The 26,344-nt window shown below is 55.1% G+C and carries 19 protein-coding genes; 11 read left to right on the top strand and 8 right to left on the bottom strand.

Annotated elements, in window-relative coordinates; translation table 11 throughout:
- The first annotated feature begins 103 nt into the window (after positions 1-103).
- From rbsK to LOS79_RS20575, 6 genes are all read left to right on the top strand, one after another.
- Positions 104-1,045 carry a ribokinase gene (rbsK, locus tag LOS79_RS20600; protein WP_315411980.1) on the top strand — a complete coding sequence of 314 codons (942 nt, stop codon included), beginning with the start codon at positions 104-106 and terminating at the stop codon, positions 1,043-1,045.
- Positions 1,046-1,671: 626 nt separating this feature from the next.
- Positions 1,672-2,436 carry a type I 3-dehydroquinate dehydratase gene (aroD, locus tag LOS79_RS20595; protein ID WP_315411979.1) on the top strand — a complete coding sequence of 255 codons (765 nt, stop codon included), beginning with the start codon at positions 1,672-1,674 and terminating at the stop codon, positions 2,434-2,436.
- Positions 2,437-2,617: 181 nt separating this feature from the next.
- On the top strand, positions 2,618-3,319 hold the full coding sequence (locus LOS79_RS20590; RefSeq protein ID WP_315411978.1) for a response regulator transcription factor: 702 nt from the start codon (positions 2,618-2,620) through the stop codon (positions 3,317-3,319).
- Positions 3,316-4,686, top strand: coding sequence for a sensor histidine kinase (locus LOS79_RS20585; protein WP_315411977.1), 1,371 nt, complete (start codon positions 3,316-3,318; stop codon positions 4,684-4,686). Before LOS79_RS20590 ends, LOS79_RS20585 begins: the two co-directional genes overlap by 4 nt.
- Positions 4,683-5,303 (top strand): PepSY domain-containing protein, encoded by a 621-nt coding sequence (locus tag LOS79_RS20580; RefSeq protein ID WP_315411976.1) that lies wholly within the window; start codon positions 4,683-4,685, stop codon positions 5,301-5,303. Before LOS79_RS20585 ends, LOS79_RS20580 begins: the two co-directional genes overlap by 4 nt.
- 122 nt (positions 5,304-5,425) lie before the next feature.
- Positions 5,426-6,034: a PepSY domain-containing protein gene (locus LOS79_RS20575; protein ID WP_315411975.1), complete on the top strand. Its 609-nt coding sequence runs from the start codon at positions 5,426-5,428 to the stop codon at positions 6,032-6,034.
- Between the two features lie 105 nt (positions 6,035-6,139).
- Here the strand turns inward: LOS79_RS20575 and LOS79_RS20570 are convergent, their stop codons facing one another.
- Both LOS79_RS20570 and LOS79_RS20565 read right to left on the bottom strand, forming a co-directional pair.
- The gene (locus tag LOS79_RS20570; RefSeq protein WP_315411974.1) at positions 6,140-6,904 is read right to left on the bottom strand and encodes a MerR family transcriptional regulator; all 765 of its coding nucleotides are present in this window, start codon (positions 6,902-6,904) and stop codon (positions 6,140-6,142) included.
- 254 nt (positions 6,905-7,158) lie between these two features.
- Entirely contained in the window at positions 7,159-7,911 is a 753-nt protein-coding gene (locus LOS79_RS20565; protein ID WP_315411973.1) for a 3'-5' exonuclease, read from the bottom strand.
- 207 nt (positions 7,912-8,118) lie between these two features.
- Here LOS79_RS20565 and LOS79_RS20560 point away from each other — a divergent pair, with 207 nt between their 5' ends.
- From LOS79_RS20560 to LOS79_RS20545, 4 genes are all read left to right on the top strand, one after another.
- The gene (locus LOS79_RS20560; protein ID WP_315411972.1) at positions 8,119-8,736 is read left to right on the top strand and encodes a nucleoside/nucleotide kinase family protein; all 618 of its coding nucleotides are present in this window, start codon (positions 8,119-8,121) and stop codon (positions 8,734-8,736) included.
- Positions 8,737-8,840: 104 nt separating this feature from the next.
- On the top strand, positions 8,841-9,260 hold the full coding sequence (locus tag LOS79_RS20555; protein ID WP_315411970.1) for a hypothetical protein: 420 nt from the start codon (positions 8,841-8,843) through the stop codon (positions 9,258-9,260).
- A 24-nt stretch (positions 9,261-9,284) separates the two neighbouring features.
- Complete coding sequence (locus LOS79_RS20550; protein WP_397386806.1) at positions 9,285-14,276, top strand: DUF4132 domain-containing protein; 4,992 nt, start codon at positions 9,285-9,287, stop codon at positions 14,274-14,276.
- Between the two features lie 162 nt (positions 14,277-14,438).
- A complete protein-coding gene (locus tag LOS79_RS20545) occupies positions 14,439-14,801 on the top strand; it encodes a nuclear transport factor 2 family protein (RefSeq protein ID WP_315411967.1) in 363 nt (120 codons plus the stop codon).
- Between the two features lie 583 nt (positions 14,802-15,384).
- Here the strand turns inward: LOS79_RS20545 and LOS79_RS20540 are convergent.
- From LOS79_RS20540 to LOS79_RS20515, 6 genes are all read right to left on the bottom strand, one after another.
- Positions 15,385-16,122 (bottom strand): spermidine synthase, encoded by a 738-nt coding sequence (locus tag LOS79_RS20540; protein ID WP_315411965.1) that lies wholly within the window; start codon positions 16,120-16,122, stop codon positions 15,385-15,387.
- Positions 16,123-16,135: 13 nt separating this feature from the next.
- Positions 16,136-17,632: a response regulator gene (locus LOS79_RS20535; protein WP_315411964.1), complete on the bottom strand. Its 1,497-nt coding sequence runs from the start codon at positions 17,630-17,632 to the stop codon at positions 16,136-16,138.
- 49 nt (positions 17,633-17,681) lie between these two features.
- Positions 17,682-19,496 (bottom strand): cache domain-containing sensor histidine kinase, encoded by a 1,815-nt coding sequence (locus LOS79_RS20530; RefSeq protein ID WP_315411963.1) that lies wholly within the window; start codon positions 19,494-19,496, stop codon positions 17,682-17,684.
- 25 nt (positions 19,497-19,521) lie between these two features.
- Positions 19,522-20,355: a carbohydrate ABC transporter permease gene (locus tag LOS79_RS20525; RefSeq protein ID WP_315411962.1), complete on the bottom strand. Its 834-nt coding sequence runs from the start codon at positions 20,353-20,355 to the stop codon at positions 19,522-19,524.
- Between the two features lie 2 nt (positions 20,356-20,357).
- Entirely contained in the window at positions 20,358-21,251 is an 894-nt protein-coding gene (locus LOS79_RS20520) for a carbohydrate ABC transporter permease (RefSeq protein WP_315411961.1), read from the bottom strand.
- 317 nt (positions 21,252-21,568) lie between these two features.
- Positions 21,569-22,921 (bottom strand): ABC transporter substrate-binding protein, encoded by a 1,353-nt coding sequence (locus LOS79_RS20515; protein WP_397386671.1) that lies wholly within the window; start codon positions 22,919-22,921, stop codon positions 21,569-21,571.
- Positions 22,922-23,275: 354 nt separating this feature from the next.
- Here LOS79_RS20515 and LOS79_RS20510 point away from each other — a divergent pair, with 354 nt between their 5' ends.
- Complete coding sequence (locus LOS79_RS20510; protein ID WP_315411957.1) at positions 23,276-25,813, top strand: beta-mannosidase; 2,538 nt, start codon at positions 23,276-23,278, stop codon at positions 25,811-25,813.
- The last annotated feature ends 531 nt before the right edge of the window (positions 25,814-26,344 follow it).

Here is a 26,344-nt window from a genome sequence, read left to right as displayed (position 1 = left end):
ATAAGCAAAGAGTAATGAATGGTGCCGCTGCCGTCTATTCCATGGAACAGGCAGTCTTGATGGCGGAAAAGAAATGGAAATAAACCAAGTGGTGGTGTAGAGGTTGGGTATAGTTGTAATTGGAAGTCTGAATATGGATATGGTGGTCCGTGCTGAGCGGGCTCCGGAAGCCGGCGAGACACTGTTTGGACAGGCGTTCGCGCTGTCTCCGGGAGGTAAAGGTGCTAATCAGGCTGTTGCTGCGGCAAGGCTCGGTGCAGAGGTGACTATGATTGGCCGGGTAGGTAAAGACAGCTTCGGCAGCGGGCTGCTGGAAGTGATGAAGCAGGAGCAGATTCAGACGGATTATATTTTGATGAGTGAGTCGGAGTCTACGGGAGTAGCCTCGATTGTGGTAGACGGAGCAGGTGAAAACCGTATTATTGTAGTGCCCGGGGCGAATCTTGAGATGAAACCGGAGGATATTGCCGCACTGGAAGCTGTAATCCGTGAGGCCGGGATCGTCGTAATGCAGCTGGAGATGGATCTGGAGATGTGCGAGGCCGCTGCGGCCATTGCCTTCCGGCACGGTATTCCTGTGATTCTGAACCCTGCTCCGGCGCGGGCACTCCGAAGTGAGCTGCTCCAGCATGTGACTTACCTGACACCGAACGAGACAGAAGCAGGAATTCTGGCTGGTATCAGCGTAGAAAGTATAGATGATGCAGAACGGGCGGCCCGGCTGCTGCTGCTTAAGGGAGTGCGTCACGTTATTGTTACCCTGGGCTCCAAAGGGGCGCTGATTGTCAATGCCGCCGGCAGCCTGCATGTTCCGGGTTTCCCGGTACAGGCTGTAGATACAGTGGCTGCAGGGGACTCGTTCAACGGGGCACTGGCCTGGCAGCTTACCCGCGGCAAGACGCTGGACGAAGCTGTCCGGTTCGCAAATGCCGTCGGGGCACTGGCAGTCGGCAAGACGGGGGCAATTCCTTCGCTGCCAAGGCTGGAAGAGGTGAAGCGGTTCCTGCGTGAGGCTGCAGAGGCGGAGCCGGGAACGGAAGAGTAGACCGGTAGAGCAGGTGAAATGAAGCGGATTCGCAGGGAAGGCCGAGGGGATAGCAGGAGAAGCTGGTTGACGGGAGGCAAGGCAGGGAGCATGTGATGGTGCAGGCTGGTGCGAATGGACAGGCGAATAGGCGGGGAAGTATGGACGCGGGAGTATGGGCGATGGACGGCAAGGCGGGGAGCATGTGATGCTACAGGCTGGCGGAAGCAGCCGGCAGGAAAGGGAAGTTAAGTAACCCGGGTCTTTGCTTCGTGCGAATTTAAGTGGATTTATGACACTTATTGGTCGGGAAACGCTGGATTGGCTGAGATTAAGTGGATTTATAGCACTTAATTCTATCCATTTTGCCGATTGGTGCCTGTTGGACCAGAAATAAGTGTTGTTTATCCAACTAAATTGACCGTGTGCTGAGTTTAAGCGTATTTAGGTGCTGTTATTCCACTTAATCCCCTCTGCCAGCTTCATCTTCGCTCCAGATGATCATTTAGCTCCCGCCCGCAGTTACTTAGCCAAATTCCGCAGCTGTATCCCCGGTTCCGCATGTATCTGCAACTAACATAACCAACAAAACATACACAACTACTATAGGCTGCGTCTGCATCCTGAACCATAAGGAGCTGGAATTATTGAGCGGTACAGTAACCGTTAAGAACATAATCCTCGGCGAGGGGATGCCCAAAATATGCGTCCCGCTGGTCGGGGCAACATTGGCGGAACTCCGGGAAGAAGCGGAGGCGCTGAAAGTCCTGGCACCGGATCTGGTGGAGTGGCGGAGCGATTTCTTCAGTAAAGTTGAAGATATCGCGGCGGTAACGGAGGTGCTGGAAGAACTCCAGCGGATTCTGCCGGATATCCCGCTGATCTTCACCTTCCGCAGCGCCAAAGAGGGCGGGGAGAAAGAAATTTCCACAGAATACTATGTGGAGCTGAATAAAGCTGCTGCTGCAAGCGGGCTGATCGACATTCTCGATGTCGAGCTGTTTAGCGGGGAAGCAGCGGTCAGCGGCCTGATTAAGGCTGCGCATAATCAGGCGGTATTTGTAATAGTGTCCAATCATGATTTCCAGGGGACACCGCCGCAGGAAGAGATTGTAGCCCGGCTGCGCCGGGCACAGGAGCTTGGCGGCGACCTGCCGAAGATTGCTGTGATGCCGCAGAATGCCGGCGATGTGCTGACTCTGCTGGCGGCAACGAACATTATGCAGGAGCAGTATGCCGACCGCCCGATTATTACGATGTCGATGGCCGGTGAAGGCGTCATCAGCCGGCTGGCCGGTGAGATCTTCGGCTCTGCGCTGACCTTCGGCGCGGCACATAAGCCCTCGGCTCCCGGCCAGGTGGCCGTTGCCGAGCTGCGCAGCGTACTGGAGCTGCTGCACCGCAGCTTATAGTCTTGCCTATAGGGTGCTCCTGCCGGTGAAATGGCGGGAGCGCCTTTTTGGCTTGTGCTGCTGCTGGACACAGGCGGTTTGAATCTGCGCCCGGTTATACCCTACAATGGAGGCAGCTAAGCAAGGAGCTGACCATCAGGGATCAGCCAAATCAGCGGAATGAAGAAAGGAAGAATAGCCAATGACAGAATCGATTCTGGTCGTGGAGGATGAGGTGAGAATCGCCCGGCTGCTGCAGATCGAGCTTGAATGCGAAGGGTATCGCGTATTACTGGCCGGCAGCGGCCAGCAGGCGCTTGAGCTGTATCAGGCGGAGACCCCGGATCTGCTGCTGCTGGATGTGATGCTTCCGGGCTTCAGCGGCATCGAGCTGCTGCGGCGTATCCGGGCGGGGGATGCCCATACGCCTGTGCTGCTGCTGACAGCCAAGAGCTCGGTGGAAGACAAAGTATCCGGGCTTGACCTTGGTGCTAATGACTATATCACCAAACCGTTCCAGATTGAAGAGCTGCTCGCACGCATCCGCGCCGCCCTGCGGCTTGCCTCTGCCCGCCAAGCGGAGCAGGCTGACCCGGCGGAGGTCTGGCTGACCGCCGGTGATCTGGAGCTGAATGAAACCACGCGCGAGGTGGTCAGAAGCGGCAGCGGGATTGACCTGACTCCCAGGGAGTTCGATCTGCTGGTGTTCCTGCTGAAGAACAAACGACAGGTACTGAACCGGGAGCAGATCATGACGGCAGTCTGGGGATACGATTATTACGGCGATACGAATGTCGTTGATGTCTATATCCGCTATGTGCGCAGGAAGATTACACCGGATGGCCAAAGCGAGCTTATACACACGGTCCGCGGAATCGGATATGTCCTTAAGGATTCGCTATGAAGCTGAAGCTGCGGAGCAAAATCCACCTCTACTCCAGCGTGCTCTTCGCCGTGCTGCTCATCCTTATGAACGGAATAATCTATCTGATGTTCAGCCGGCTGTCGACAGGTGACCAGCTCGATCAGGCTGCTGCCGAAATGGTCAAAATTGCTGACGGTATGCGAAGAGCAGGCCAGACGGTGCCTGCACAGGAGCTGCTGCGTGCCTATGTGCCGGTTGAAGGCATGCTCCGGCTGCTGGCTGCGGACGGAAGCGGGCCTGCACCTGTGACCTCTGCTTCGGAACAGGAGCTCAGCCGCTTGAAGCCGTCCTATCACTCAGCCAAGTATAGTGAGCTTATTAAGTTTCAGGGCCGCTCCTATACGTTCGTAACCACTCCGGTTATCTGGACAGACGGAAGTGTAATGAATGTACAGATGACCAAGAGTATGGAGAACACGATGAACACCCTCAAGGTGCTGAGGGTAGTGCTGGCGGGGGCTACGGTTTGTGCGATGCTTCCGCTCCTGCTGTCCAGCCGCGTGCTGTCCGGATTGATTATGCGCCCGATTGTGCAAATGACGGCTACGATGCGGGAAATTAAGCACAGCGGGAAATTCCGCAGGCTTACGCTGGAAGAGTCGTCCCGGGACGAACTGATGGAGATGGGGCATACGTTTAACGAGATGATCGCACTGCTGGAGAGCAATTATGCGAAGCAGGAGAAATTCGTCTCGGACGCCTCGCATGAGCTGCGGACGCCGCTGACGGTAATTGAAAGCTATGCCAGCCTGCTCAAGCGGCGGGGGACCCAGCATCCTGAATTATTCAATGAATCGGTGGAGGCTATCCACTCTGAGGCGATCCGGATGAGGGAGCTGACCGAGCAGCTGCTGCTGCTGGCGAGACATCAGGAGCAGTGGGATGTGTCGCTGCAGAGCATAAATCTGGTGGAGCTGGCCCGTGCTTCGGCCAAAGCCTTTCATAATGCCTATGGGCGGGAAGTGAATGTTCAGTCTAAAGGCGCGGTAAAAGGATACAGTGATGAAGCGAAGCTGAGACAGCTGCTGTTCATCTTCCTGGATAATGCCCGCAAGTACAGCGATGAAGCCATAACTATTACGCTTGAAGCCTCCTTACAAGAGAGCAGGATTGTGATCACGGACCGGGGAATCGGGATTCCGGCCGGGGAGCTGCCGCGGGTATTCGACCGCTTTTACCGGGTGGATGAGTCGAGAGGCCGTAAGGCCGGAGGTGCAGGGCTGGGCTTGTCACTGGCTGCAGAAATTGCCGCCGCCATCGGGGCCAGGCTGTCCATGGAAAGTGTGGAAGGTGCGGGAACTTCGGCCAGCATCTTCATTGCCGCTGAGAGCAGGGGGAAGCTATGAGAATAAGAAAACCCGGGTTCACAAAAAGTAAATTTAAGCTCCTTTTCATCACAGGAATCGTTCTGATTCTGGTGCTTGCCGGGTTAAGCCTGTTCCGTAAGGAATCGGACCCGCTGTTGACTGAGCAGCAGGCGAAGCAGGCGCTGCTGAAGGAGTATCCCGGCAGCATACAGAGCTTCAGCCAGAAGTCCGGTAAATACGCAGCGGAGCTCCAAACTTTACAGGGGCTATATGAGCTGCAGCTGGACGGGACAACAGGTGAAATCGTATCCATTATTCTGCTGAAGCCGGCAGCATCGGCGGCGGTTACACCTGCGCCCGCCCCTTCGTCCGGTACTGTGGCCGGAGGCGGTACGGAACCTTCCCTTTCGCCCTCAGCGGCTCCTGCCCCCTCAGCTTCTCCTCAGCGTGTAGTGTCAGAGACGGAAGCCGTCCGGCTGGCCCTGCAAGAGGTTCCGGGAGAAGCGGATGATGTGGATACCGGAATAGATGAATCAGGAGCATACTATCTGGTGGAGGTGAATACTGCGGACGGCCGCGAGGCGGTTGTCCAGGTGGACGCCATCTCGGGACAGATCCGGTCGGTAGCCTGGGAAGCGCCGGATGATGACTCTTAAGCAGCTTCACATTATATTTTCTCATTTTCTCATCAATTTCTAATGTTACTCCCGCCTTCCTCTCATCTGTGCCGTTTATATTGAATACATGGGCAGCACAGAAGGATCAAAAGGAGGCAATAATGATGAAGATGAAATTATGGAGCACGGTTACGGCGGCAGCGGTTCTGCTCGGCGGTGCATATGGTATCAGCGGGGTTCAGAATGCGGATGCGGCAGGCGGAGCGGGTGCAGGCACAGGTTCAGCAGCTTCAACGGCTTCAACAAGCCAGGGCAAGACACTGATCGGTGCGGGTAAAGCGGAGGCTTATGCGCTGAAAGCCGCACCGGGACGGGTAGTCAGCATTGATCTGGAGAAGAAGCTGAGCGGTACGTATTACGAGGTGGAGATCCGCAGCGGCAACAAGGAGATTGATGTCCGGGTAGAGGCCTATAGCGGAAAAATCTTAAGCGTGCGCAAAGAAACCGACGACGATGATGACGATGATCATTACAGCTCAAGTACAGCCGCCTCACAGAATGGAACACTAATCAGCGCAGCGAAAGCGGCAGAAGCCGCCGCAGCCTCTGTGAAGGGGACGGTTACCGAGGTGGATCTCGACCGGGATGACGGCAGTGTCATTTATGAGGTGAAGATCAGAAACGGCAAGGTGTCGACAGAAGTAGGCGTGGATGCCTATACCGCCAAAATACTTTACACTGATGTGGATTCGGATGACGATGATGATTGAGAACCTGATACAGGTTCATGTTATAAAGTAAAAATAAGGGCGGCCGGTTATCCGGCTGCCCCTTTGCTGTAGCATCCCCGTTCATGCTGTGCATGCCTGCGCAGTTTATTGCTTCGCACCTGTATACACATGTACCGCATCCCGCAGGAATTCGGCCATACCCGGACGGCGTTTGTCGTAATAGGCGGTGAAGCGCTCATCATCGACATACATCTGTGCCAGGCCGGCATGAGCCTCCTTGGAGTAGGTACCCCAGTGAAAGCTCAGCCACTGGCGGTGAAGATCGGCAGCCTTCTGCGCCAGCTCGCTGGCAGAGTCCCCGTCCTCCATCGCCTGCTCAAGCGAAGCGAACATCTCCGCCTCCAGCTGCTGCAAGGCGTTATATTGCTCTTCCGTCATATTCATCAGCTGGCGGTTCGATTTCTCAATCGCTTCCCCGCCGTATTTCTCCCGGATCTCCTGCCCGTACTTCTGCTCGTTATCCTCAATCAGCTTCTGCTTAAAGCCTGTAAATTTCTCTTCATTGCTCATGGTAATTCTCCCTTCTGTGTGGGCAAGTGTCTGCTCGACGTTCGCGATCAGCACGTCCAATTGCCGTCTCCGCTGCAGCAGCTGGTCATGGTGCTGGCGCAGCGCCTGCGCTCCATCGAAGGAAGGGGAGGTGATCAGCTCCTTGATCCCTTCCAGGCTTAAGCCCAGCTCCCGGTAAAAAAGAATCTGCTGCAGCCGGTCGACCTCGGCCTGCCCGTAGATCCGGTACCCCGAGGAATTGATTCTGGCCGGCTTCAGAATCCCGAATTCGTCGTAATACCGCAGGGTCCGCGCGCTGATTCCCGCGAGTGCTCCCAGCTTCTGTACGGTGTACTCCATTTCGTTTCAGCCTCCAACTCTGTTTGGCGGTATATAGCAGAGGACGTGCTAAAGCGCCCTGCCGCGTAAGCTGCTGCTTACAGGAATTACTCTACACCTTGACGTAACGGCAAGGTCAAACCTTATTTCAGGATCACCGGATATGGGCCCGGATAAACGAAAAACGGCAGCTCCCCGCAGAATATCTATGGGGAACTGCCGCAGTCCTGTGCAGGATAGGGCTTGAGAGGTTGGGTCCCCGCAGGGGATTCTGTCTACTTCTTGCCAAGCTGGGCAGCGAAGTACGCCTGCAGCTCAGCCAGCTTCCGGGGGTCAGCCAAGGCATCCTCCGCCGGGAAGTAATGCTCGGCGACAAGCTCCCAGGTAGGCACAACCTTTTGGGCATTCATGGCTTTAATGGCGATCTTGACTGTCTTGCGCTCACGGGCATTGGAGAAGGTATCCACATAATGCTGGGAACGCCCGAAGTCGAGCTCACTGAATACGGCGCGGAAGATTTCCGCCGTCATCTTGGCATCATCCAGTGCACGGTGGGCGGAACCGGATGGCTCCAGCCCGAACAAGGCCATCGCACCTTCGACGCTGATGTCATTGCTGAGGCCCCGGGCACGGAGCACGCCTTTGAGCAGGTCGAAGTAGGTGGCTGCCATCCAGTAGGCATCGTCTATTTTGTGCATGCGCACGTCCTGGATAATCCGTTTCATATCCTCGCCGCCCCAGGTCAGCAGCAGTACGCCGTCCTTGCTCTGGTCAAGCCAGGCTCTGAAGGCTGTAATCACCTTGGGGAAGCGGTCGGCTACATCGATATCCTCCTGGGGGATACCGGTTTTTTTCTTAATGAAGGAATTCAGGGTAGAGAAGTATATAGGTTTGATTAAGGCAGAGAACTCGTCCTTAACCTGTAATGAAGCGTCTAACCGGACAGCTCCGATCTCAATGACCTCCATAGGATGCTCGCTGGCAAATTTGCGGCCGTTGAATTCGATGTCCAGAACAATATAATCCACAGGTGATGCCTCCGTTTCAGTAACTGGCGCTAGTATGCATTAATACGCCGATAATTCTATTTTAACAAAAAAAGAGCAGGAATGGGGGATTCGCCGGGGAAATGGCAGATTGAGGCAGGAATGGCGGACAGGTGGCGCCGAATAGTATGTGTCAAATGATTGCAGGAGTATCTCCGGCAGAAGGGCTGGAGAAGGGGGAAGAGGCAGTTGAACAGAAATAATACAATTTACTGGATCGGCGGATCGGCCTGTGCCGGCAAAAGCACGCTGGCGAAGCGCTTCGCAGAAGAAAATAATCTGACGCTCTATGCCTGTGATGAGCATTATGGGAAGCATCTGCAGCGGACCTTGGAGGAGGCTCAGTCTGCAATGTACCGGGTATCACGGATGACGATGAATGAAGTCTTTCTTACAAGGAGTATTGCGGAGCAGCTTAACACGTATACCGAATGTCTGCGGGAGGATTTCCGTTATGTGCTGGAAGATCTGGCAGGCCTGCGGGACAGACCGGTTGTGGCAGAGGGGAACCAGCTGCTGCCCGGTCTGGTGAAGCCGCTTCTGAGGCGGACAGATAAGGCGGTCTGGGTGATTCCGGCAGAACAGTTCCAGGTGGAGCAGTACCGCAAGCGGGAGTGGATACAGGGAATCCTTAAGGCAACAGAGGACCCGGAGCTTGCGTTCGGCAACTGGATGAAGCGGGATGCCATGTTCGCAGGCAGGATCAAGCAGAGTGCGGAGGAACAGCAGCTGCGGGTGCTGGAAGTGGATGGAAGCAGGACGCTGGAGCAGAATTTCGCTGAGCTTACCTCGTGGTTCGGATGTTAAAGAGAGAATTTGGTGCAGAGGAGCGGCAGGGTTGTAAATAGTGGGTAATAATTGGAATGGCCTGAATTCCGCCAGGGAACGGGCCTGATATAGGAGGGATTATAGTGCTGCTATATGTTACCGTGAAAAGCCTGGGAAAACGCAAGCCGGTGCTGGAGCGTCAGGAGCTGGTGCTGGAGCAGCTTCCGGCTACGCTGCAGGAGCTGATTGAGCAGATTGTGATCCTGCAGATAGAGGGACTTGTGCACAAGCAGGAACGTGGAGATATCCTGCCCTTCCTGACAGGGACGGAGATTAAGGAACAGGCCGGGAATGGAAAAGTAGGGTTCGGAGCTGTCTATAACCATGAGGTGCCTGATCCGGCAAAAGCGGTTGCAGCTGCCCTGCTCGCCTATGAGGACGGATTGTATAAAGTGTTCCTGCAGGAGCAGGAATGTGCTTCGCTTAAGGAGCCCCTGGAGATTCATGAGGGCGATGAGCTGGTGTTCATCCGGTTTACAATGCTGGCCGGCAGACTATGGTAGAGGAGGAATAAGGAAATGACAGCAATCAGGTCAGAGGATCTGGAAGCACAGTGGTATGCAGAGATGGAGCTTAAGGCGAAGCAGCTGGACCAAGAAACGTCAGGTCTTGCTTCGGCGGTGCTGGCGGTCAGCCGGCTGAATTTTGTCGGCGGCCAAGAGGAAGAGTGCAGGCAGTGCATGGAGCTGCTGAAGCAGCTGTCTGCAGGGGGAAGCGTTAAGGATGGGGAAAGGAAGACAGAGGCGCTCTTCGCACCACTGTTGGCTGCAGTCGGGCAGCTGTTCACTCCTTATACGGCAGAGGTGCTAACTTACATAGTGGAGCACTGCACAGAATATCCCTACAGCAGAGGGTACCTGCGCAGACCGTTCCGGACCCGCAATCTGGAGCTGCACAGCCCGCAAATTCTGAATAAACTTAGCGCGTTGATCTTTATGGAGCAGCAGGGTTTTGTGCTGGATGACTATTTGCGGAGAAAAGAGGATCAGGCGGATTACAATCATAAATACCGCTTCAGCGTCGCTCTGAGTGACATAATTGCTTATGAGCTGGACCGTAAGGACGGCACGATGCTGGAGCTGCTGAAGGAAATGGTCTACGGGGATAATCAGGGGGCGGTGCTGAGCCACGATATGATCAAGGGTGTATTCATGAGCCATAGGGCGGAAGCGGTAGTGATGCTCGGCGAGCTGCTGCTGGCTGCCAAGCTGCAGGAAGGGCTGCGCCAGTCACTGGTCGAACGGATGGATGAAGGCCTGCTGGAGCATAATCTGTATCTGCTGAAGCTGATCCTTGAGCATGACTTCATCCGCTACAGCTCTGTCGTACGGGCGCTGGGGGTCTGGACCGGTATCGGGCTGGAGGCTCAGAACCAGCGTGTAGCACGAAGCCTGCTCGAAGGTGCAGTACAGGTGCTGGAGGATGAAGCCGTCAGGGAGCAATGGCTCAGTGAGGCGAATGCCCAGCATGTCTACCTGAGCCTCTGGGCTACAGCCGTGCATGAGGAAGAAGAGCTGTACGGACGGATTGATCGTCTGATGTCCGGCGGACAGGTCTACCAGAAGATCGTCGCCCAGTATGTGCTGGGTAACAGCCAGAACTCTGAGCTGCGTTTGCGCAGTGCGCGGCAGGCGCTGGAGGAGCAGGACCCGGAGCTGCAATACTGGGTTCTGCTTAACTATGACTACAGCTACAGCCGGTTATGGCAGCCGCAGAAGGACGGGCCTAAGCTTGAGCTGGAGCGTTCACCGCAGCTGGAGGCGAAGGAGGAGCGGCGGCGCGATTTTGAGGCGCTCAAAGCGCTGTTCCTGCAAGCCCCCCAGCGTGAGCTGACCGGGGAATCCAAGGTGCTGAGCTTCGTCCAGTTGAACTACACTGCTGAGCTTCCGGTGCGCAAGCTGCTGTATTTAACCGCATACGACATGGACAGCAGCTGGATTGCCGAGCTGATTGCACTGAAGGATGAGTTCAGCGCCGATCTGCGCGGGGAGCTGCTGAACAGCTTCATCAGTGATCCGCTGGAGCCGGCACAGCGGGAATTCCTGTTCGCCAGTCTCGGGGACAAGAGCATGAAGAACCGTGAATTGGCCGTGGAACAGGCCAAAGCCCTGATCCTGAGCGCAGCGGAGCTGGTGCAGGCGGAAGCGCTGCTGAAGCTGAAGACCGGATCGCTGCGCCAGAACGTGACCCGGCTGCTGCTCAGCCAGCCGGATGCCGCCCTCGAAGGCAGCATAGGGCGGCTGCTGCAGGAGAAGAACAGCCTCCAGCGGCTTGCCGCGCTGGAGATGGTGACCGTGCTCTTCGAGGACGAAGAGCGCAGCAGCCTGTACCAGGCCGTCCGCCCGCTGGTGGAGGCCATCCGTGAGCCGGCTGCCCAGGAACGGGAGCTGATTGCCAAGCTGGAACAGAAGAACGAATACACGGCAGCGAACGGGTTCGGGTTATTCGTTCCCGGGGAGACCGAAGCGTGGCTGTCCCTGGGACCACAGCCCGGCGGATTCAGCTGGGATGAATTCTTCACTCTGTCCGCAGAAGAGATTAAGACATTTCTCCAGGGACTGGATGAAGTGGTTCATGAGCACCGTGAGCAGGAATATGTCAGTGAATATTATTCCGGCCAGAAGGAGACGCTGCTGGTCGGGACGGTGCTGCGCCAGCTGAAGTGGGTCATGCACTGGGAGAGGGATGATTCAGCCTCCCAGCTGGAGGAGTATCCGCTTCATGAGGTCTGGTCTGCCTATCTGGAGAGAAGCGGCTGGAATCCGAGAATGCTGCTTGAACTGAACTTTTATAACCAGCTGGATGATCTGGACGGAACGTTGGAGCGCTACTACCGGTACTATAGAGGCTCGATGGATTACCGCGAGCTGAAGAAGCATAAGCTGCTGGAGGGCTGGCGGCTGGAATTTACCAGTGAGGTCTATCCGCTGCAGACCATCAGGGAGGTAGCCGGGCTGTTCGAAGGGCTGCGGTACGGAAAGCAGGTGGAGGCGCTTATTGCTGCATTCTATGCAGACAGCAGCAAGCAGGGCAGCTTCAGCCTTGCTGCCGGAGCGCTGAACAAGCTGCTGGCTATGATGCCGGAGGATAAGCTGGAGAGTGAAGCAGCACTGCTCAATGTGCTTGCCCAGCCGTGGCTGAGAATGGTGCGGGACCGGGCCGACGGGCCGGATGATTTCAAGGAGCTGTTCAGATCCTTGTATACATTCGACCGGATGAATCCGGAGGATGCCGGCTCGAAGCTGGGGCTGAATGACTATCTTAAGGCGTATGAATCGGGGTTAATTCAGGCAGAAGAATTATACAGGGAGCTGCTTGCCGGCCAGAATAACCGCCATCATATAAGCAGCCTTACCGGCCGTAACCTGGAATGGGTCAAAGACAGCGCATTAATTACTGAGATCCGTAAGATGCTGATTGACCGGCTGCTGGAAATTGAACTGGTCCGCGGTGAGCTGCCGACAGAGGTCACGCCTCTCGTGATGTCGCTGCAGCGGATTGAAGGCATGGAGTATTTCATCCGGATCCTGACGGGGCTGGACAAGGATACCTTCATCCGCGGTTATGTGTACGGCTACGGCAGCAGCATTACAAAGAAGGAATCCTTCAGCCATCTGCTCAAGATCAGCCATCCCCGGGAGGGTGAGGATGCTGCGCTTCTGCGTACGCTGCTGAAGGATTCCGGAATTACGGAGAAGCGGCTGCTGGAGGCGGCCATGTATGCGCCGCAGTGGATTGAGATCATCTCGGATTATCTGGCCTGGGAAGGCATCCGCAGCGCAGCCTGGTATTTCCATGCCCATATCAACGAGAGCTTCTCGGCGGAGAAGGAAACGATCGTTGCCCATTATTCGCCGATTACTCCGCAGGACTTCAATGACGGCGCATTTGATGTGAACTGGTTCCAGTCCGCTTATCAGACTCTGGGCAAGAAGCGTTTCGATCTGTTATATGACTGCGCCAAATATATCTCTGCCGGTGCTAACCACCGCCGCTCCCAGCTATTCGCCGATGCTACGCTCGGCAAGCTGAAGCTAGCAGAGATGAAGCAGTCGGTAGAGCAGAAGCGGAATAAGGATCATCTGCTCAGCTACAGCCTCCTTCCGCTGGGCAAAGACCGGGATCAGGATATCCGCCAGCGCTACGAGCTGATCCAGCGCTTCCTCGCGGAGAGCAAGAAGTTCGGTGCGCAGCGGCGGGCAAGCGAAGGGCTGGTTGCCCGGATTGCGCTCGGGAATCTGGCCCGCAATGCCGGCTATGCCGATGTGACCCGGCTGATGTGGGATATCGAAGCCCGCAAGCTGGATGAGCTGCAGTCGTACTTCCAGCCGTTCGGGCTGGATGACGATACAAATGCCAAGCTGGTTATCGATGATCAGGGACAGAGTGAGCTGGTCATTATCAGCAAAGGCAAGGAGCTGAAGTCGGTTCCGGCCCGCTTCAAGAAGCATGAGTATATTGAAGCGCTGAAGGAAACGCGGAGCGAGCTGACCGCTCAGTTCCGCCGGGCGCGGCAGGAGCTGGAGCGCTCGATGGAAGCGGGCAGCAGCTTCAGCCTGCAGGAGATTGCCGGACTGGACCGGAGTCCGGTTCTGGCTCCGCTGCTGCGCAGCCTCGTGCTGAGAAACGGCAGCACGCTCGGCTACTATGCAGCGGATTCGGCGGCGCTGGCGGCCCCTTCCGGGGAGCAGGCGGCCATCCGGGAGCAGGATGAGCTGTATATCGCTCATCCGCTTGATCTGTACAACAGCGGGGACTGGAGCTTGTACCAGAAGGATCTGTTTGACCGGCAGCTGCGCCAGCCGTTCAAGCAGGTCTTCCGCGAGCTGTATCTGCCTAACGCGGATGAGCTGGAAAGTGCGGCTGTATCCCGCCGCTATGCAGGCCACCAGGTGCAGCCGCGCAAGACGGTTGCGCTGCTCAGGGAGCGGCAGTGGACGGTCAGCTATGAAGAGGGGCTGCAGAAGGTATTCTATGGCGAGAATCTGATTGCCCGGCTGTACGCCATGGCGGACTGGTTCTCACCTGCCGATACGGAAGCACCGACGCTGGAGACTGTAGAGTTCTTCGACAGGACTACGTATAAGAATGTTAAGCTGGATGAAGTACCGCCCCGGCTGTTCTCTGAGGTGATGCGCGATGTCGATCTGGTCGTGAGCGTCGCCCATGTGGGCGGTGTTGATCCGGAGGCCAGCCTGACTACAATCCAGATGCGCGGAGTTATTGTCAGCGAGTCGCTGCGGCTGCTGAAGCTGAACAATGTGCGCATTGAAGGCAATTACGCCAAAATTGCCGGAACGCTGGGGGAATATGCTGTGCATCTGGGCAGCGGAATGAGCTTCAAGCAGGCCAGCGGTGTGCTGCATATCATTCCTGTCCACTCCCAGCACCGGGGAAGGCTATTCCTGCCGTTCCTCGACGAGGACCCGCGCACGGCGGAGATTCTCTCCAAGGTCGTGCTGCTGGCTGAAGATACGAAGATTAAAGATCCGCAGATTCTGGCCCAGCTGAAGGGCTGAGTCTGCAGTAGAAAGATAGATTAGCTGGAGCTACTATCCTGATGCTGGAAGGTCCCGGCCGGCGCTGCAATTCCTGCGGCACCGGCCGGGATTATTGCTGTCTGTACAAGGATTTCCAGACAGTCATCTGGAATAGTAGATGTAGCAACAAGGAGGGATAGTATGGGAGCTTTAGCAATATTGGCAGCGCATATCTGCGGGCTGGAAGAACAGCTGCTGAGCAATGAAGTCCGGACAAATCCGGCAGCGGTATCGCTGCTGATCGCTGATGATTACACGGAATTCGGCAGCTCCGGCAGAGTGTACAAGAAAGAGGATCAGGTGGGGGAAGGAGGGGCAGGCGAGGTACGGATGACTTTGAGTCATTTCGAGCTCCGGACTCTGTCAGAGGAGGCTGTGCTGGCTACTTACCGGACCTTCAATGAAGACACAGGCATCCATTGCCTGCGCAGCTCGATCTGGAAATTCCGGGATGGACGCTGGCAGATGTTTTTTCATCAGGGAACGCCGGTGAAAGGTAAATAAGCTAAGGTGAGGACTGTGGGATTCCCGGATAGTCTGATCTGATATGCGGTAACAAATCGGAGCGGGATTATCAGGAGATTATTGTACTGCATAGCCTGGCAGCAGATTCAATACGTATAGTGGAAGAGGGACGGACATCACGGCCCTTATTCGCTCTGAATCGGCCTACTTGGCAGGCTTGCGGACACCACGGACCTTATTCGCCGCTTTCAAGCTCCAAGTGCCACTTTTTCGGCGAAATAACGGCGCTGGTGTCCGTTAAGGCCAGCATTCAAGCGCTTGTCCACAGCTTAACGTCTCTCCAGTCCGTAACGCTAAGCGATTAGCTTGAACAAAAGGATCAGCCGCGGCTGCGGTAAGTTTTGGACTTCCGGCCGCTGCCGCCCCCAGATTTCTTGATTTATACCGCTCTCCGCGGTGGAAATCCGGTGACAAAGGCGGCCGCTGGCGCTCCTTCCAGTTCTCAAATCCCCACCGCCGCTCGGACTTTTACTAAAGTTTGAAGTTCATCCTATATATAGGGGGACTAAAGAACTTAACCAAAAGCTAGAAGAAGCGAAGGGGGTTCGGAGCGGCAGGCCCGCTAGTCCCTGATCACGTACCCGAGCTCCGGCGTGATTTCGGTGAAACCGGCCATGTGGCGGGGCTGCCAGGTGACCGGGCGGCTGCTGCCGGTCATGATGATATTGCGGACATCGGTGCTGCCTTCCGCCGGGAGGGCGAAGGTCCGGGTGTGGGGATAGACCTCGCTGAGGGTTGTGTGAATCGCGCTGATCCGCCGGTCACTGTCGCCGCGGCCCATCAGATTCATAATCATCATGCCGCCGCTTCGCAGCTTGGCCCGGGTAAGCGCGAAGAATTCCAGAGAGGTCAGATGCGGCGGCGTGCCGGCAGCCGTGAAGGCGTCGAGCAGGATGTAGTCATACTTATGATCCGGCTCCCCCTCCAGCAGCCCGCGGCCGTCACCGATGCTGACATTGTCCTGGCTGTATCCGAACTGGCTGCGGCTGAGCTCCACGACCTGCGCATTCACCTCAGCCACCTTAAAGCGCTTCTCCGCACAATATCCGGCAATCGTGCCAATCCCGTGCCCGATCAGAAATACATCCTCGTAATAGGGATTGCCTGCCTCCATCAGATGGATCATTGCCCGCGGATATTCGAACACCACCCGGCGGGGATGATCAAGATCAAGCGCTCCCTGAATCGCCTCGCCCGAGAACTGCAGTACACGGAAGCGCCCGCTCTCGCCATACAGCCGGGTAGTATCATAGACTTCGATTTCCTGAGAATCAGTTACAGTTCGGGACAGCGGCTTCAAGGGATCAGACTCCTTACACAGATGAGATTCGTTTATATTCATTTGGCGTGACACCGACCACTTTCTTGAACAGTTTGTTGAAATACGCCGGATCGGGATAGCCGACTTCGCTGCCGATTTCATGGATCTTGAGGTCCGGGGCGTTCTTCAGCAGCCCTTTAGCGGTGCGGATACGGATCTCAATCATGTAATCGGTCAGGGTAAGCCCGGTTTCCTGCTTGAACAGCTTGCTTAAATAGGTCGGTGTCAGATATACCATGCCCGCAAGCGTGTTCAGGTCGGCGTGCTGGTTGTAGTTCGCTGTGATCCAGCGTTTGATCGTCTCTACAGCGGTAACGGACAGCTCCAGCCGGTGGGTGCGGATAGCAGTCAGGGCAGAGGAGAGGGCAGAAGTGAACTGCTCTTCCATGACGGCAAAATACAGGCCGGACTGAATCCGCTCCTCCAGCACTACAGCCGATTCAGCCGGGCAAACCGCTTCGAACTCCGGCAGCTCCTTGCGGGCAAGAGCCTGGATCTCCCGGCAAATGCCGACAATCTGCTCCGGATAAGCCTGCAGCGCAGCCAGCTCCAGAAAGAGCTTGTGAACGGAGTCCAGGACGCCGGGAACATTAAGAATCTGCAGATCATGGATCAGCGGATCACGGAAAGGTGCAAAAAGCCCAGCCACCGCCGTTTGCGGCAGGGCGAGCTCTTCAATAGTAACATAATGCAGCGGCTGCGGCTGGTAAATTCCGCGGTCACAGGCAGATTTGGCTTCAAGATAAGCGGTTCTGAGCATGGCCGGGTCCGCATAGGAACGGCTTATTCCGATATGCAGGCATTGCCCGCTGCCTGCTTCTTCTACAGGCGTGCGGAGCTTCAGTAGTTCATCCGGTGTCAGCGGGTGCCCCGAATACCAGATCCAGACATGCTGCCCCCGCCGCAGCTCCAGAGAATCGAACAGGGAATCCTTCGCTTGCCGCAGACTGTCTGTACTTGCGCAGACCGTTTCCGGTGAGGAGGCTTTAAGCACAAACACAGTGAAATAAGGCTGGGGCAAAATAAGGCCGCGCAGCAGAATCGGAGAAGGCTCCTCTACCTGCAGCAGGGAGAGCAGCAGCCCGGAGCGGTGGCGCTGCTCCTGCTCGCGCAGCAGCTTGCGTTCATTATCGAGGCTGTAAAGCACCTCGAACAGCTGCTCCTTATTGATCGGCTTGAGCAGGTAATCAACTGCCGAGCTGCGGATGGCTTCCCGGGCATAATCGAATTCAACGAACCCGCTCATCAGCAGGGAACGTATTTGCGGATGACTGGCTTTGAGCAGCCGGATCAGCTCAAGCCCGCCGATCTGCGGCATGCGGATATCGGTAATCAGCAGGTCAAACTGGAGTGACGGAAGGGCTTCAAGCAACGGCTTGCCGTCAGGAAATGTCTGAATGACAGTAAACTCACTGCTTTCCTTGCTGATCATCCGGGCCAGACCTTCGCGGATCAGGATTTCATCATCAACAATCACAATACGCAGCAATCCGGATATCCCCTTTCTGGAACGTAATGTACAGTGCCGTTGTCCCGCTCTATTCTTCGGTGCGGTGACTGGAGAGCGCTTCGATTCTTAAGGTTACGCGGGTACCGCTGCCCTGCACGCTCTCCACGCGCAGCCCGAAGGGGCTGCCATAATCCAGACGGAGCCGCTCGTTCACATTGCGCAGGCCGATGCCGAATTTCTCGCCGTCTGCCCCGCCGCTGAGGCTGCTGTTCAATGCGCGCAGGGTAACTTCGTCCATGCCGACACCGTTATCCTCTACGCTGAATACAGCCTGATCCCCTTCGGCCCAGCCGGTAATGCTGATTCTGCCCGGACCTTGCTTAGGCTCAAGGCCATGGAAAACAGCATTCTCCACGATCGGCTGGAAGACCAGCTTAATGACCGGGAAGGAGAGCAGCTGTTCTTGCACCTGTATCTGCAGGCTGAATTTATCAGGGAAGCGGATCTGCAGCATATCCAGATAATTGCGCACATGGTCGAGCTCATCCCGGATCGTGACCAGCTCTTCGCTGCGGACAATCCCGTAGCGCATCTGCATCCCCAGCAGATAAGTGAGCTGTGCTACCCGCGGCTCATCACTGCCTTCCGCCAGCATGCGGATGGATTCAAGGGTATTGTATATGAAATGCGGGTTAATCTGATTCTGCAGTGCCCGCATATCGGCTTTTTGCTTGCGTTTCTCGGTCAGCGTAACCTCCTGCAGCAGATCCTTGACCCGGATAATCATCCGGTTGAAATGGCTGCCGAGCATCCCGATCTCGTCATTATACCGGGGATGCAGCCAGACATCCAGATTGCCGTGCTGCACCTGCTTCATCAGGCGGACCATTGATTTGAGCGGCTTGGTCAGCGCATAGGAGATGAAGGTCGCCACAATCAGAGCGAAGGCGATAATCGCCAGGGTAGTGAGAATCTGCGTATTCCGCGTTTTCTCCACTGGCGACAGAATCGTATCCAGCGGAATGGAGACCAGTGTGGTCCAGCCAGTCTTCTCCGAGACGGTATATACCGCGAGATAATCCTTGCTGTCCAGTGTAATCCGGAAATGGCCGCCGGGTCCGCTCACCTGCTGCAGGAATTTGTCCGTGTTATTCTCCAGCAGCCCCGGGGAGTCGCCGCCCCCGCCCGGGCTGGCGTAGATCAGGCCGCCCTGGTCATCCACAATCAGCGTACTTCCGTGGGTAACGGCATTCACCGGATCGACGATGCCTTTGAACAGGCTGATGTTGATATCGAAGATAATCATCCCGATCTTCTGCAGGGAGCTGACGGAACTGACGGTGCGCAGAATACTGAATACCTCGCGGTGGTCACTGGCGTTCACACGGATCGTATGCCTGCCCTGAACGACGGGGGCTACGCCTTCCTTCGTGAGGCTCTGCCACTGCGCCAGCCGTTCTGCCGGGAACAGCTCGCTGATTCCGGAGCTTTTGTCATAGTAGACGGAGCCGTACTTATCCACCAGATATACAGCCACAATCTCTTCCTTCGTATGATTCAGATAGCTCAGGAACATCGACATGCCGGTATTCTTCTCCCAGTCAGTGCCCTGCTGCTCCAGATAGAACTGGACATCCGTGTTATAGAGCGGAAGTGCGGTATAGCGCTTAAGATCGGTCAGATAACGGTCAACCGTATCCGAGGCGCTGTCGGCCATTTGCCCCGCGCTTGCTGTCGCATTGACGAGAACCGAATTAAAGGTGGAGCGGGAAGAGAGATAGCTTACATAAGTGATCGGCAGGGAAATCAGAAAAATAAACACGACAATCAGCTTGCGCTCCATGGGCAAGTTGGCCAGGAACAGCCAAAGGGTCCGCGGAAATCTCCGGATATGGGCTAACACTATGGTTGTTCCTTTCCGTACACCCCTATTTCACGGCGCCGCTCGTTACCCCTTCGAAGATATAGCGCTGCAGGAAGAAGTAGAGAATGACCGTCGGCAGCAGAATGAGCAGGATCGCCGCACAGATCAGATTCCATTCGCCGGAATTTACCCCCTGGAAGCGCATCAGGATGGTTGTGACGACACCCAGGCTTTGTTTGGGCATATATAGATAAGGGATGTACATGTCATTGTAAATGCTGATCGTCTTCAGAATCACCAGTGTAGCCGTCGCCGGGGTCAGCAGCGGGAAGATGATCGAGCGGTAAATTTTGAACAGGGAAGCGCCTTCAACCATCGCACTTTCATCGAGATCAAACGGAATGTTGCGGATGAACTGCAGGTACAGAATGATCTGGATGACATCGGCCCCGATATAGAGCACAATGGGTGCGCCGAGCGTGTTGTACAGCCCCATGTTCTTGATAATACCGAAGGTGGCGACCTGGGTAGTGATACTCGGAATGATGGTGGCAATGAGATAAGCACCGAACACTACCGGCTTCAGCTTGAAGGAGAAGCGTCCCAGCACGTATGCCACCATTGTGCCAAACAGAATGTTCAGGGTCAATGTAATAATAATAATAATGAGCACATTGCCGAAGCCGCTCAGCAGGCCGCCGCGCTGGAAGACAGCAACGAAATTGTCGAAGTTGAGGAAGCTGTGCGGCAGAGCCATAGAGCTGCTGCTGTTGAATTCATCTGTGGATTTGAAGGCATTGACGATAACAACATATGGCGGGAAAAGAACGACGAATACGCCAATCAGCAGCGTGAAGTATTTAAACAGATCCTGTATACGCAATTTGGAATGTTCCATGGCTATTTGTCTCCTCCCCGGCTAAGCACCAGTTGTTGAATCAGCAGTACGATGACGACAAAGAAGAGCAGGATGATGCTCATTGCCGAAGCCAGGCCGTAGTTGTTGAAGGCAAATGCCGTATCCACCACGCGCTGGACGTAAGTCTGGCTGGCGCCGGCAGGTCCGCCTTTGGTCAGTACGAACGGCAGGTCGAATACTTCAAGTGCGCCGGTTACGGTCAGGAACAGATTGAGCTGAATGACGGCTTTCATATTCGGCAGTGTAATCCGCCAGAGCGTCTGCATCGAGCCGGCGCCGTCAATCTTGGCAGCTTCGTAAATATCACGCGGAATGGCCTGCAGGGAGGCGATGTATATTACCATATTGTAGCCCATGAACCGCCAGAAGCCGGTGGAGGCGAGCGAGTAGTTCACCAGTCCTTCAGTACCGAGCCAGCTGGTCTGGGCAAGGCCGGAGAGACCGATGCTGTTCAGGAACAGGTTCAGCGAGCCGTTGGTTGTGTCGAATACATAGCCGAACATGAAGGCGACTGCAACCCCGTTCATAATGTACGGCAGGAAAAGCATAATCCGAAAAGCATTTCTGCCCCGCAGCCTGCTGTTCAGCACAACCGCGAAATAGATTGCTGCGATATTCTGCAGGATACCCATGACGAAATAAGCAAAGTTATGGGTGAAGACTTTGAAAATATCAGGAGTGCTGAACACCTCACGGTAGTTGGCCAGGCCGACCCAGGGCTTCTCGGGGCTGTAGCCGTCCCAGTTCGTGAAGCTGTAATAGATCAGCTTCAGCGCCGGATAATAGGTGAAGGTGCCAAGGAGAATCAGCGGAATGAGCAGAAAGGAGACGATGATAATCGTCTTCTGCTTGTTATAAGACAGCGTTCCGAACATAGCTCTAACCTTCTTTCGTGAAAGCTCAGTGGGATTGGATTGACGACAAAATGGATTATCCGGGAAGAGCGATAATCCATTTTGCGCCGGAATTTTACTGATCTGGCTGCCTGCGGCAGCAGGGTGCAGGGTCCCGCAAAGTACCTGGGTAAGCTACGAAGCCAAAGCACCACTTTGTGGGGCTGTTTTTCGGGGCCCCCGCAAAGTACCTGAGTAAGCTTCGAAGCTAAAGCGCCACTTTGTGGTGCTGTTTTTCGGGGCCCCCACAAAGTACCTGAGTAAGCTTCGAAGCTAAAGCGCCACTTTGTGGGGTTATTTTAATAGCCGAGATCTTTCTTCGCCTTAGCCCACGCTTTGTTCCATTTGTCAAAGACGGTTTGCGGATCTTTAGCGAGTACGAATTCTTGAGCCATAGCCGGCAGGTCGAGCTGCGCTTTATTGGTGATTTCGGTTACCTGGGCATTATCAACAGTGCCCTCTTGCAGCACTACGCCGGTAGACTGGAACTCCTTAAGCTGCGTCAGCTTGGATTCCTTGCCTTTGAGCGGGGAGATAAATCCGGCAAAATCCTCATATCCGGATTCTTCGATCATCCACTTCACGAATGCCTTGGCGGCATCAACGTTTTTGCTGTTCTTAGCCACGGCATAGAAGAAGTCAGGGCTGAGCGGTGCAGTGAGCGTGCCTGAGTTGTCATAAGGAAGCGGGAAGAAGCCTACGTTGTCGGAAGTGGTGCCTGCACCGATTACCTGATTGATGACCCAGTTGCCCAGGAAGTACATGGCGAATTTACCCGATGCGATATCTTTCTTCGACTGCTCCCAGTTGGTGGAGTTGATGTCTTTCTCCAGGAAGCCCTTCTCATTCAGTTCTCTCAGCAGGCTGAGCGATTTGCCGTATCCGTTATCCATAGTGAATGGAGCATCTTGAGTCAGCTTCTCATTAGGGAAGTCAGGGTTACCGGCAATAACGCGGGGTACAGCATATACCCAGTCATTAAGAGGCCATTTATCTTTGAAGTTGGAAGCGAGCGGAACGACACCTTTCGCTTTGAGCTTCTCGCAGGCTGCCAGGAATTCATCCCAGGTCTTCGGAACCTCGGTGATTCCGGCATCAGCGAATGCCTTCTTGTTGTATACGATACCGGAAGTAGAGTTACCGGTAGTGATACCGTACAGCTGGCCGTCAAAGGATTTGAAATCTTTGAAGGTGAGCTGGTCATTCAGACCCAGGTCATCAAGTGAAGCGAAATATTTAGGCAGGTCGGAGTTAGGGATGTTCGGCACGAACATGACGTCAGGCAGCTCGCCGCTGGCCATTCTAACCTTTGCCTGCTGATTGTAGTCGGTCTGGGAGGCTTCAAATTCTACCTTAATGTTCGGATATTTCTCATTAAAGCGCTTAACATATTCGTCATACTCTTTGCCGATCATGTCGGTTCTGTTGGTCAGGAAAATGATTTTGCCGCTGATATCAGCGCCGCTTGGAGCTGCTGGCTCAGTGGTTGGTTCTGCGGTGGGATCGCCGCCGGCTGCCTCCGGAGCAGCGGTTGCCGCCGGTTCATTAGTGGCATTCGCTGCGCTATTATTGTTGTTCGAACCGCAGCCTGTCAGGGATAAAGAGAAAATCATGATAATAACAAAACATAACGAAAATAACTTGTTTCTCATTGTTTAGTCCCCTTTTCGTTTTGATGTTAGCGTTTACATGGTTATTATAGCGCGATTGCTGCCAAGGAGAAATGTGCTGAGTTATTATTTATTGTCTTTATTTGTTTTGTTTATCCGATTATAATTGAATTGTTGCTAACAATAAAATAACAAAATACAATGATGGTAGCGTAGAAGCCCGTTTCCGGCAGCAGCTTATCTGAAGCGGAATTGCCGGAGCTGATGCTAACAAAGGGAAAACATATGCTATCAGAATTTTAGCGTATGCTATCAAAACTTTTAGCGTATGCTTTCGAAGCAAGTTTTGCGGAGGGATTCAGGAAGCGTATGCTATCAAAACTTTTAGGAGGACTCATGACACAACTGCAAATGAACTTGAAGAACTGGGAATTTAGAGCCTGCGGGGATGAAGCCTGGCTTCCGGCGGCCGTACCGGGAACGGTACACATGGATCTGCTCCGGAACGGGGTAATAGATGAGCCTTTCTATGGAACGAACGAGCATGAGCTGCAATGGATTGACAAAAAGAACTGGGAATACAGAACAGCTCTGACGCTGGAAGCGCAGTGGCAGAGCCTCGCCGTTACGGAGCTGGTCTTCTCCGGGCTGGATACGTATGCGGATGTGTATGTAAATAATGTGCATGCCTTATCTGCAGATAATATGTTCCGCACCTGGACCGTGAATGTGAAAGGGCTGCTGCAGACTGGAGAGAATGAAATCCGCATTGTCTTCCGTTCTGTTGTCACCGAGGATCTGCCGAAGCTGGCACAGCTCGGTTATAAGCTGCCTGCCCCGAATGACCAGTCTGAGCTGGGCGGGCTGCAGGAGCAGCAGATCAGCGTATTCGCCCGTAAAGCCCCGTATCATTACGGCTGGGACTGGGGTCCGAGATTCCTGACCAGCGGCATTTGGCGTGAGGCTGTGCTTACAGGACGGGACAATGTGTCCATTAAGGATCTTTATATCCGCCAGAATGCAGTCAGTCAGGAGGAGGCGCGCCTGACGGCAATTCTTGAGGTGGATGCTCCGGCAGCTTGGAGCGGCATGCTGCGGATTACAGCCGGAGGACAGGAATGGATGAAGGCTGCCGTGCTTGTACCGGGCAAGCAGCAATTGGAGCTTGAACTGGTGATTGACGCGCCGCGCCTCTGGTGGTGTAACGGCCTTGGTGAGCCGAATCTGTACAGCTTCCGTGCGGAACTGCTGGAGGGGGAAGAGGCTGTAGCAGCAGCGGAGACTACGACAGGGCTGCGGGAGATTAAGCTGATCCGCAAGCCGGATGAGCGCGGGGCTTCGTTCTATTTTGAGCTAAACGGGGTAAGGGTCTTCGCCAAGGGATCGAATCATATCCCGAATGACAGCTTCATGACTGAGGTTACGGAAGAGCGTTACCGGCATGAGATCACCACAGCGGTGGAATCGAATATGAATATGCTGCGTGTGTGGGGCGGCGGTGTGTATGAAGAGGAAATCTTTTACCGGCTGTGTGATGAGTACGGGCTGCTGGTCTGGCAGGATTTCATGTTCGCGTGCAGCATGTATCCGGGGGATGAGGCGTTTCTGGAGAGCGTCCGGGCAGAGGCCGAGGATAATATTATCCGGCTGCGTAACCACCCTTGTATCGCATTATGGTGCGGCAACAATGAGATTGATTCGGCCTGGTCGCATTATGAGGACAACATGGGCTGGGGCTGGAAGGAGGGCATGGCTGCCGGAATCCGCGAGACGCTGTGGGGGTATTATGAAGAGATTTTCCACCGGATTCTGCCTGGCGCCGTAGCGGCCTTCCATCCGGGAATTGACTATTGGCCTTCTTCTCCGCTGCGCGAGCTTACCCGCGGCCAGGACCAGCATGCCACACGGATTATGGGTGAAGGCGATATTCACTACTGGGGAGTATGGCACGGAATCGAGCCTTTTGAGAACTACAATATTAATGTGGGCCGCTTCATGAGTGAATACGGCTTCCAATCCTTCCCGGAGCTGAAGTCAGTACTGAGCTATGCGGAAGAGGCGGATATGGAGCTGGAATCGAAGGTCATGCTTGCCCACCAGAAGAATGGCCGGGGCAATCAGCTGATCAAGGAATACATGGACATGTACCTGCCGCAGCCGAAGGATTTCCGCAGCTTCCTGTATATGAGCCAGGTGCTTCAGGCGGAGGGAATCCGCATTGCCATTGAAAGCCACCGCAGAAACAAGCCGTATTGCATGGGAACGCTGTACTGGCAGATGAACGACTGCTGGCCGGTTGCCTCCTGGGCGGGAATGGACTACTACGGGCGCTGGAAGGCGCTGCAATATACTGTGCGCAAATCCTTCAAGCCGGTGCTGCTGTCCGTTGACAGTACAGATGCAGAGAATCTTAAGGTGCATGCTGTCTCCGACCGGCGCGAGCCGCTGGACGGCGAGCTGGTGATCCGGCTGCAGGACTTCAGCGGTGCTGTGCTTCGTGAATGGTCACAGCCGGTTACCCTTGCCGCTGATTCGGCAGCGGTGGTATTCACGCAGCCGGTTGCCGGGCTGCTGGAAGGCTATGAGCCCAGCGGGGTGCTGCTGGCAGCTTCCCTGCTAGAGGTGGGGCAGGTGCTGGAGCATAAAGAGCATTACTTCGCTGCCGCCAAGGACATTCCGCTCAGCCAGCCGGTGATTACGGTGACTGAAGTGCCGGATAGTGCAGGCACGAGCTTTACGCTGAGCAGTAATGTGCTGGCGAGAGGAGTCTACCTGACAGCTGAGCAGGAGGGCATCTTCTCGGACAACTACTTCGATCTGCTTCCGGGCGAGCCGAAGACCGTGCAATTCTCCCTCAGCGGCCAGGGCCGCTCCGGCTTCGCACCGGCAGTGCCGCAGGGGCTTGAAGTCCGCTCGATGGCGGATTATATCTAAGCCGGCCAGTGGGCGGCGCTTGCTAGGCCCCGGCTGTGCGGGCCGGGGAAATCAGCTAGAGTTGCGGTAAAGCTGGTAATGGTGCTCAGTGCGGCAAAGTTGCGGTAAAGCTGGTGATGGTGCCCAGTGCGGGCAGAGTTGCGGTAAAGCTGGGGATGTTGCTCAGTGCGGGCATAGTTGCGGTAAGGCAGGTGATGGTGCTTAGTTTGGGACCTGGTTGCCGAATTGGCCGGCATGGTGCTCTAGCGTGGGGCGGCTTACGGACTGAGATGACCTTGATATGAACGAAACAGTCAAGCGCCGCAGTAGCAATCCCGTTTTTGGCGCACTTAAACAAACCTATCAATTGACGTCTTTTAGAGGAGGTTCCCTTTTTCCCAAAGGGTTGACGCAGTGTTTAACCTTTCTTCTCAACACATAGGGAGGAGCATGTTCTTAACTTGGAGGCAAAAATCATTCGCTGGTTGGCATCCTGATATTCGTGGGTTTACACATGGTATCTATCCATCTGAAGAGCCTGCCGCTAACTAT

This window comes from Paenibacillus sp. MMS20-IR301, from assembly GCF_032302195.1.
In the GTDB taxonomy this organism is placed as follows: Bacteria; Bacillota; Bacilli; order Paenibacillales; family Paenibacillaceae; genus Paenibacillus_AQ.
Note: the sequence above shows the minus strand (reverse complement) of the source record. Positions and strands in the feature narration are given on the sequence as shown.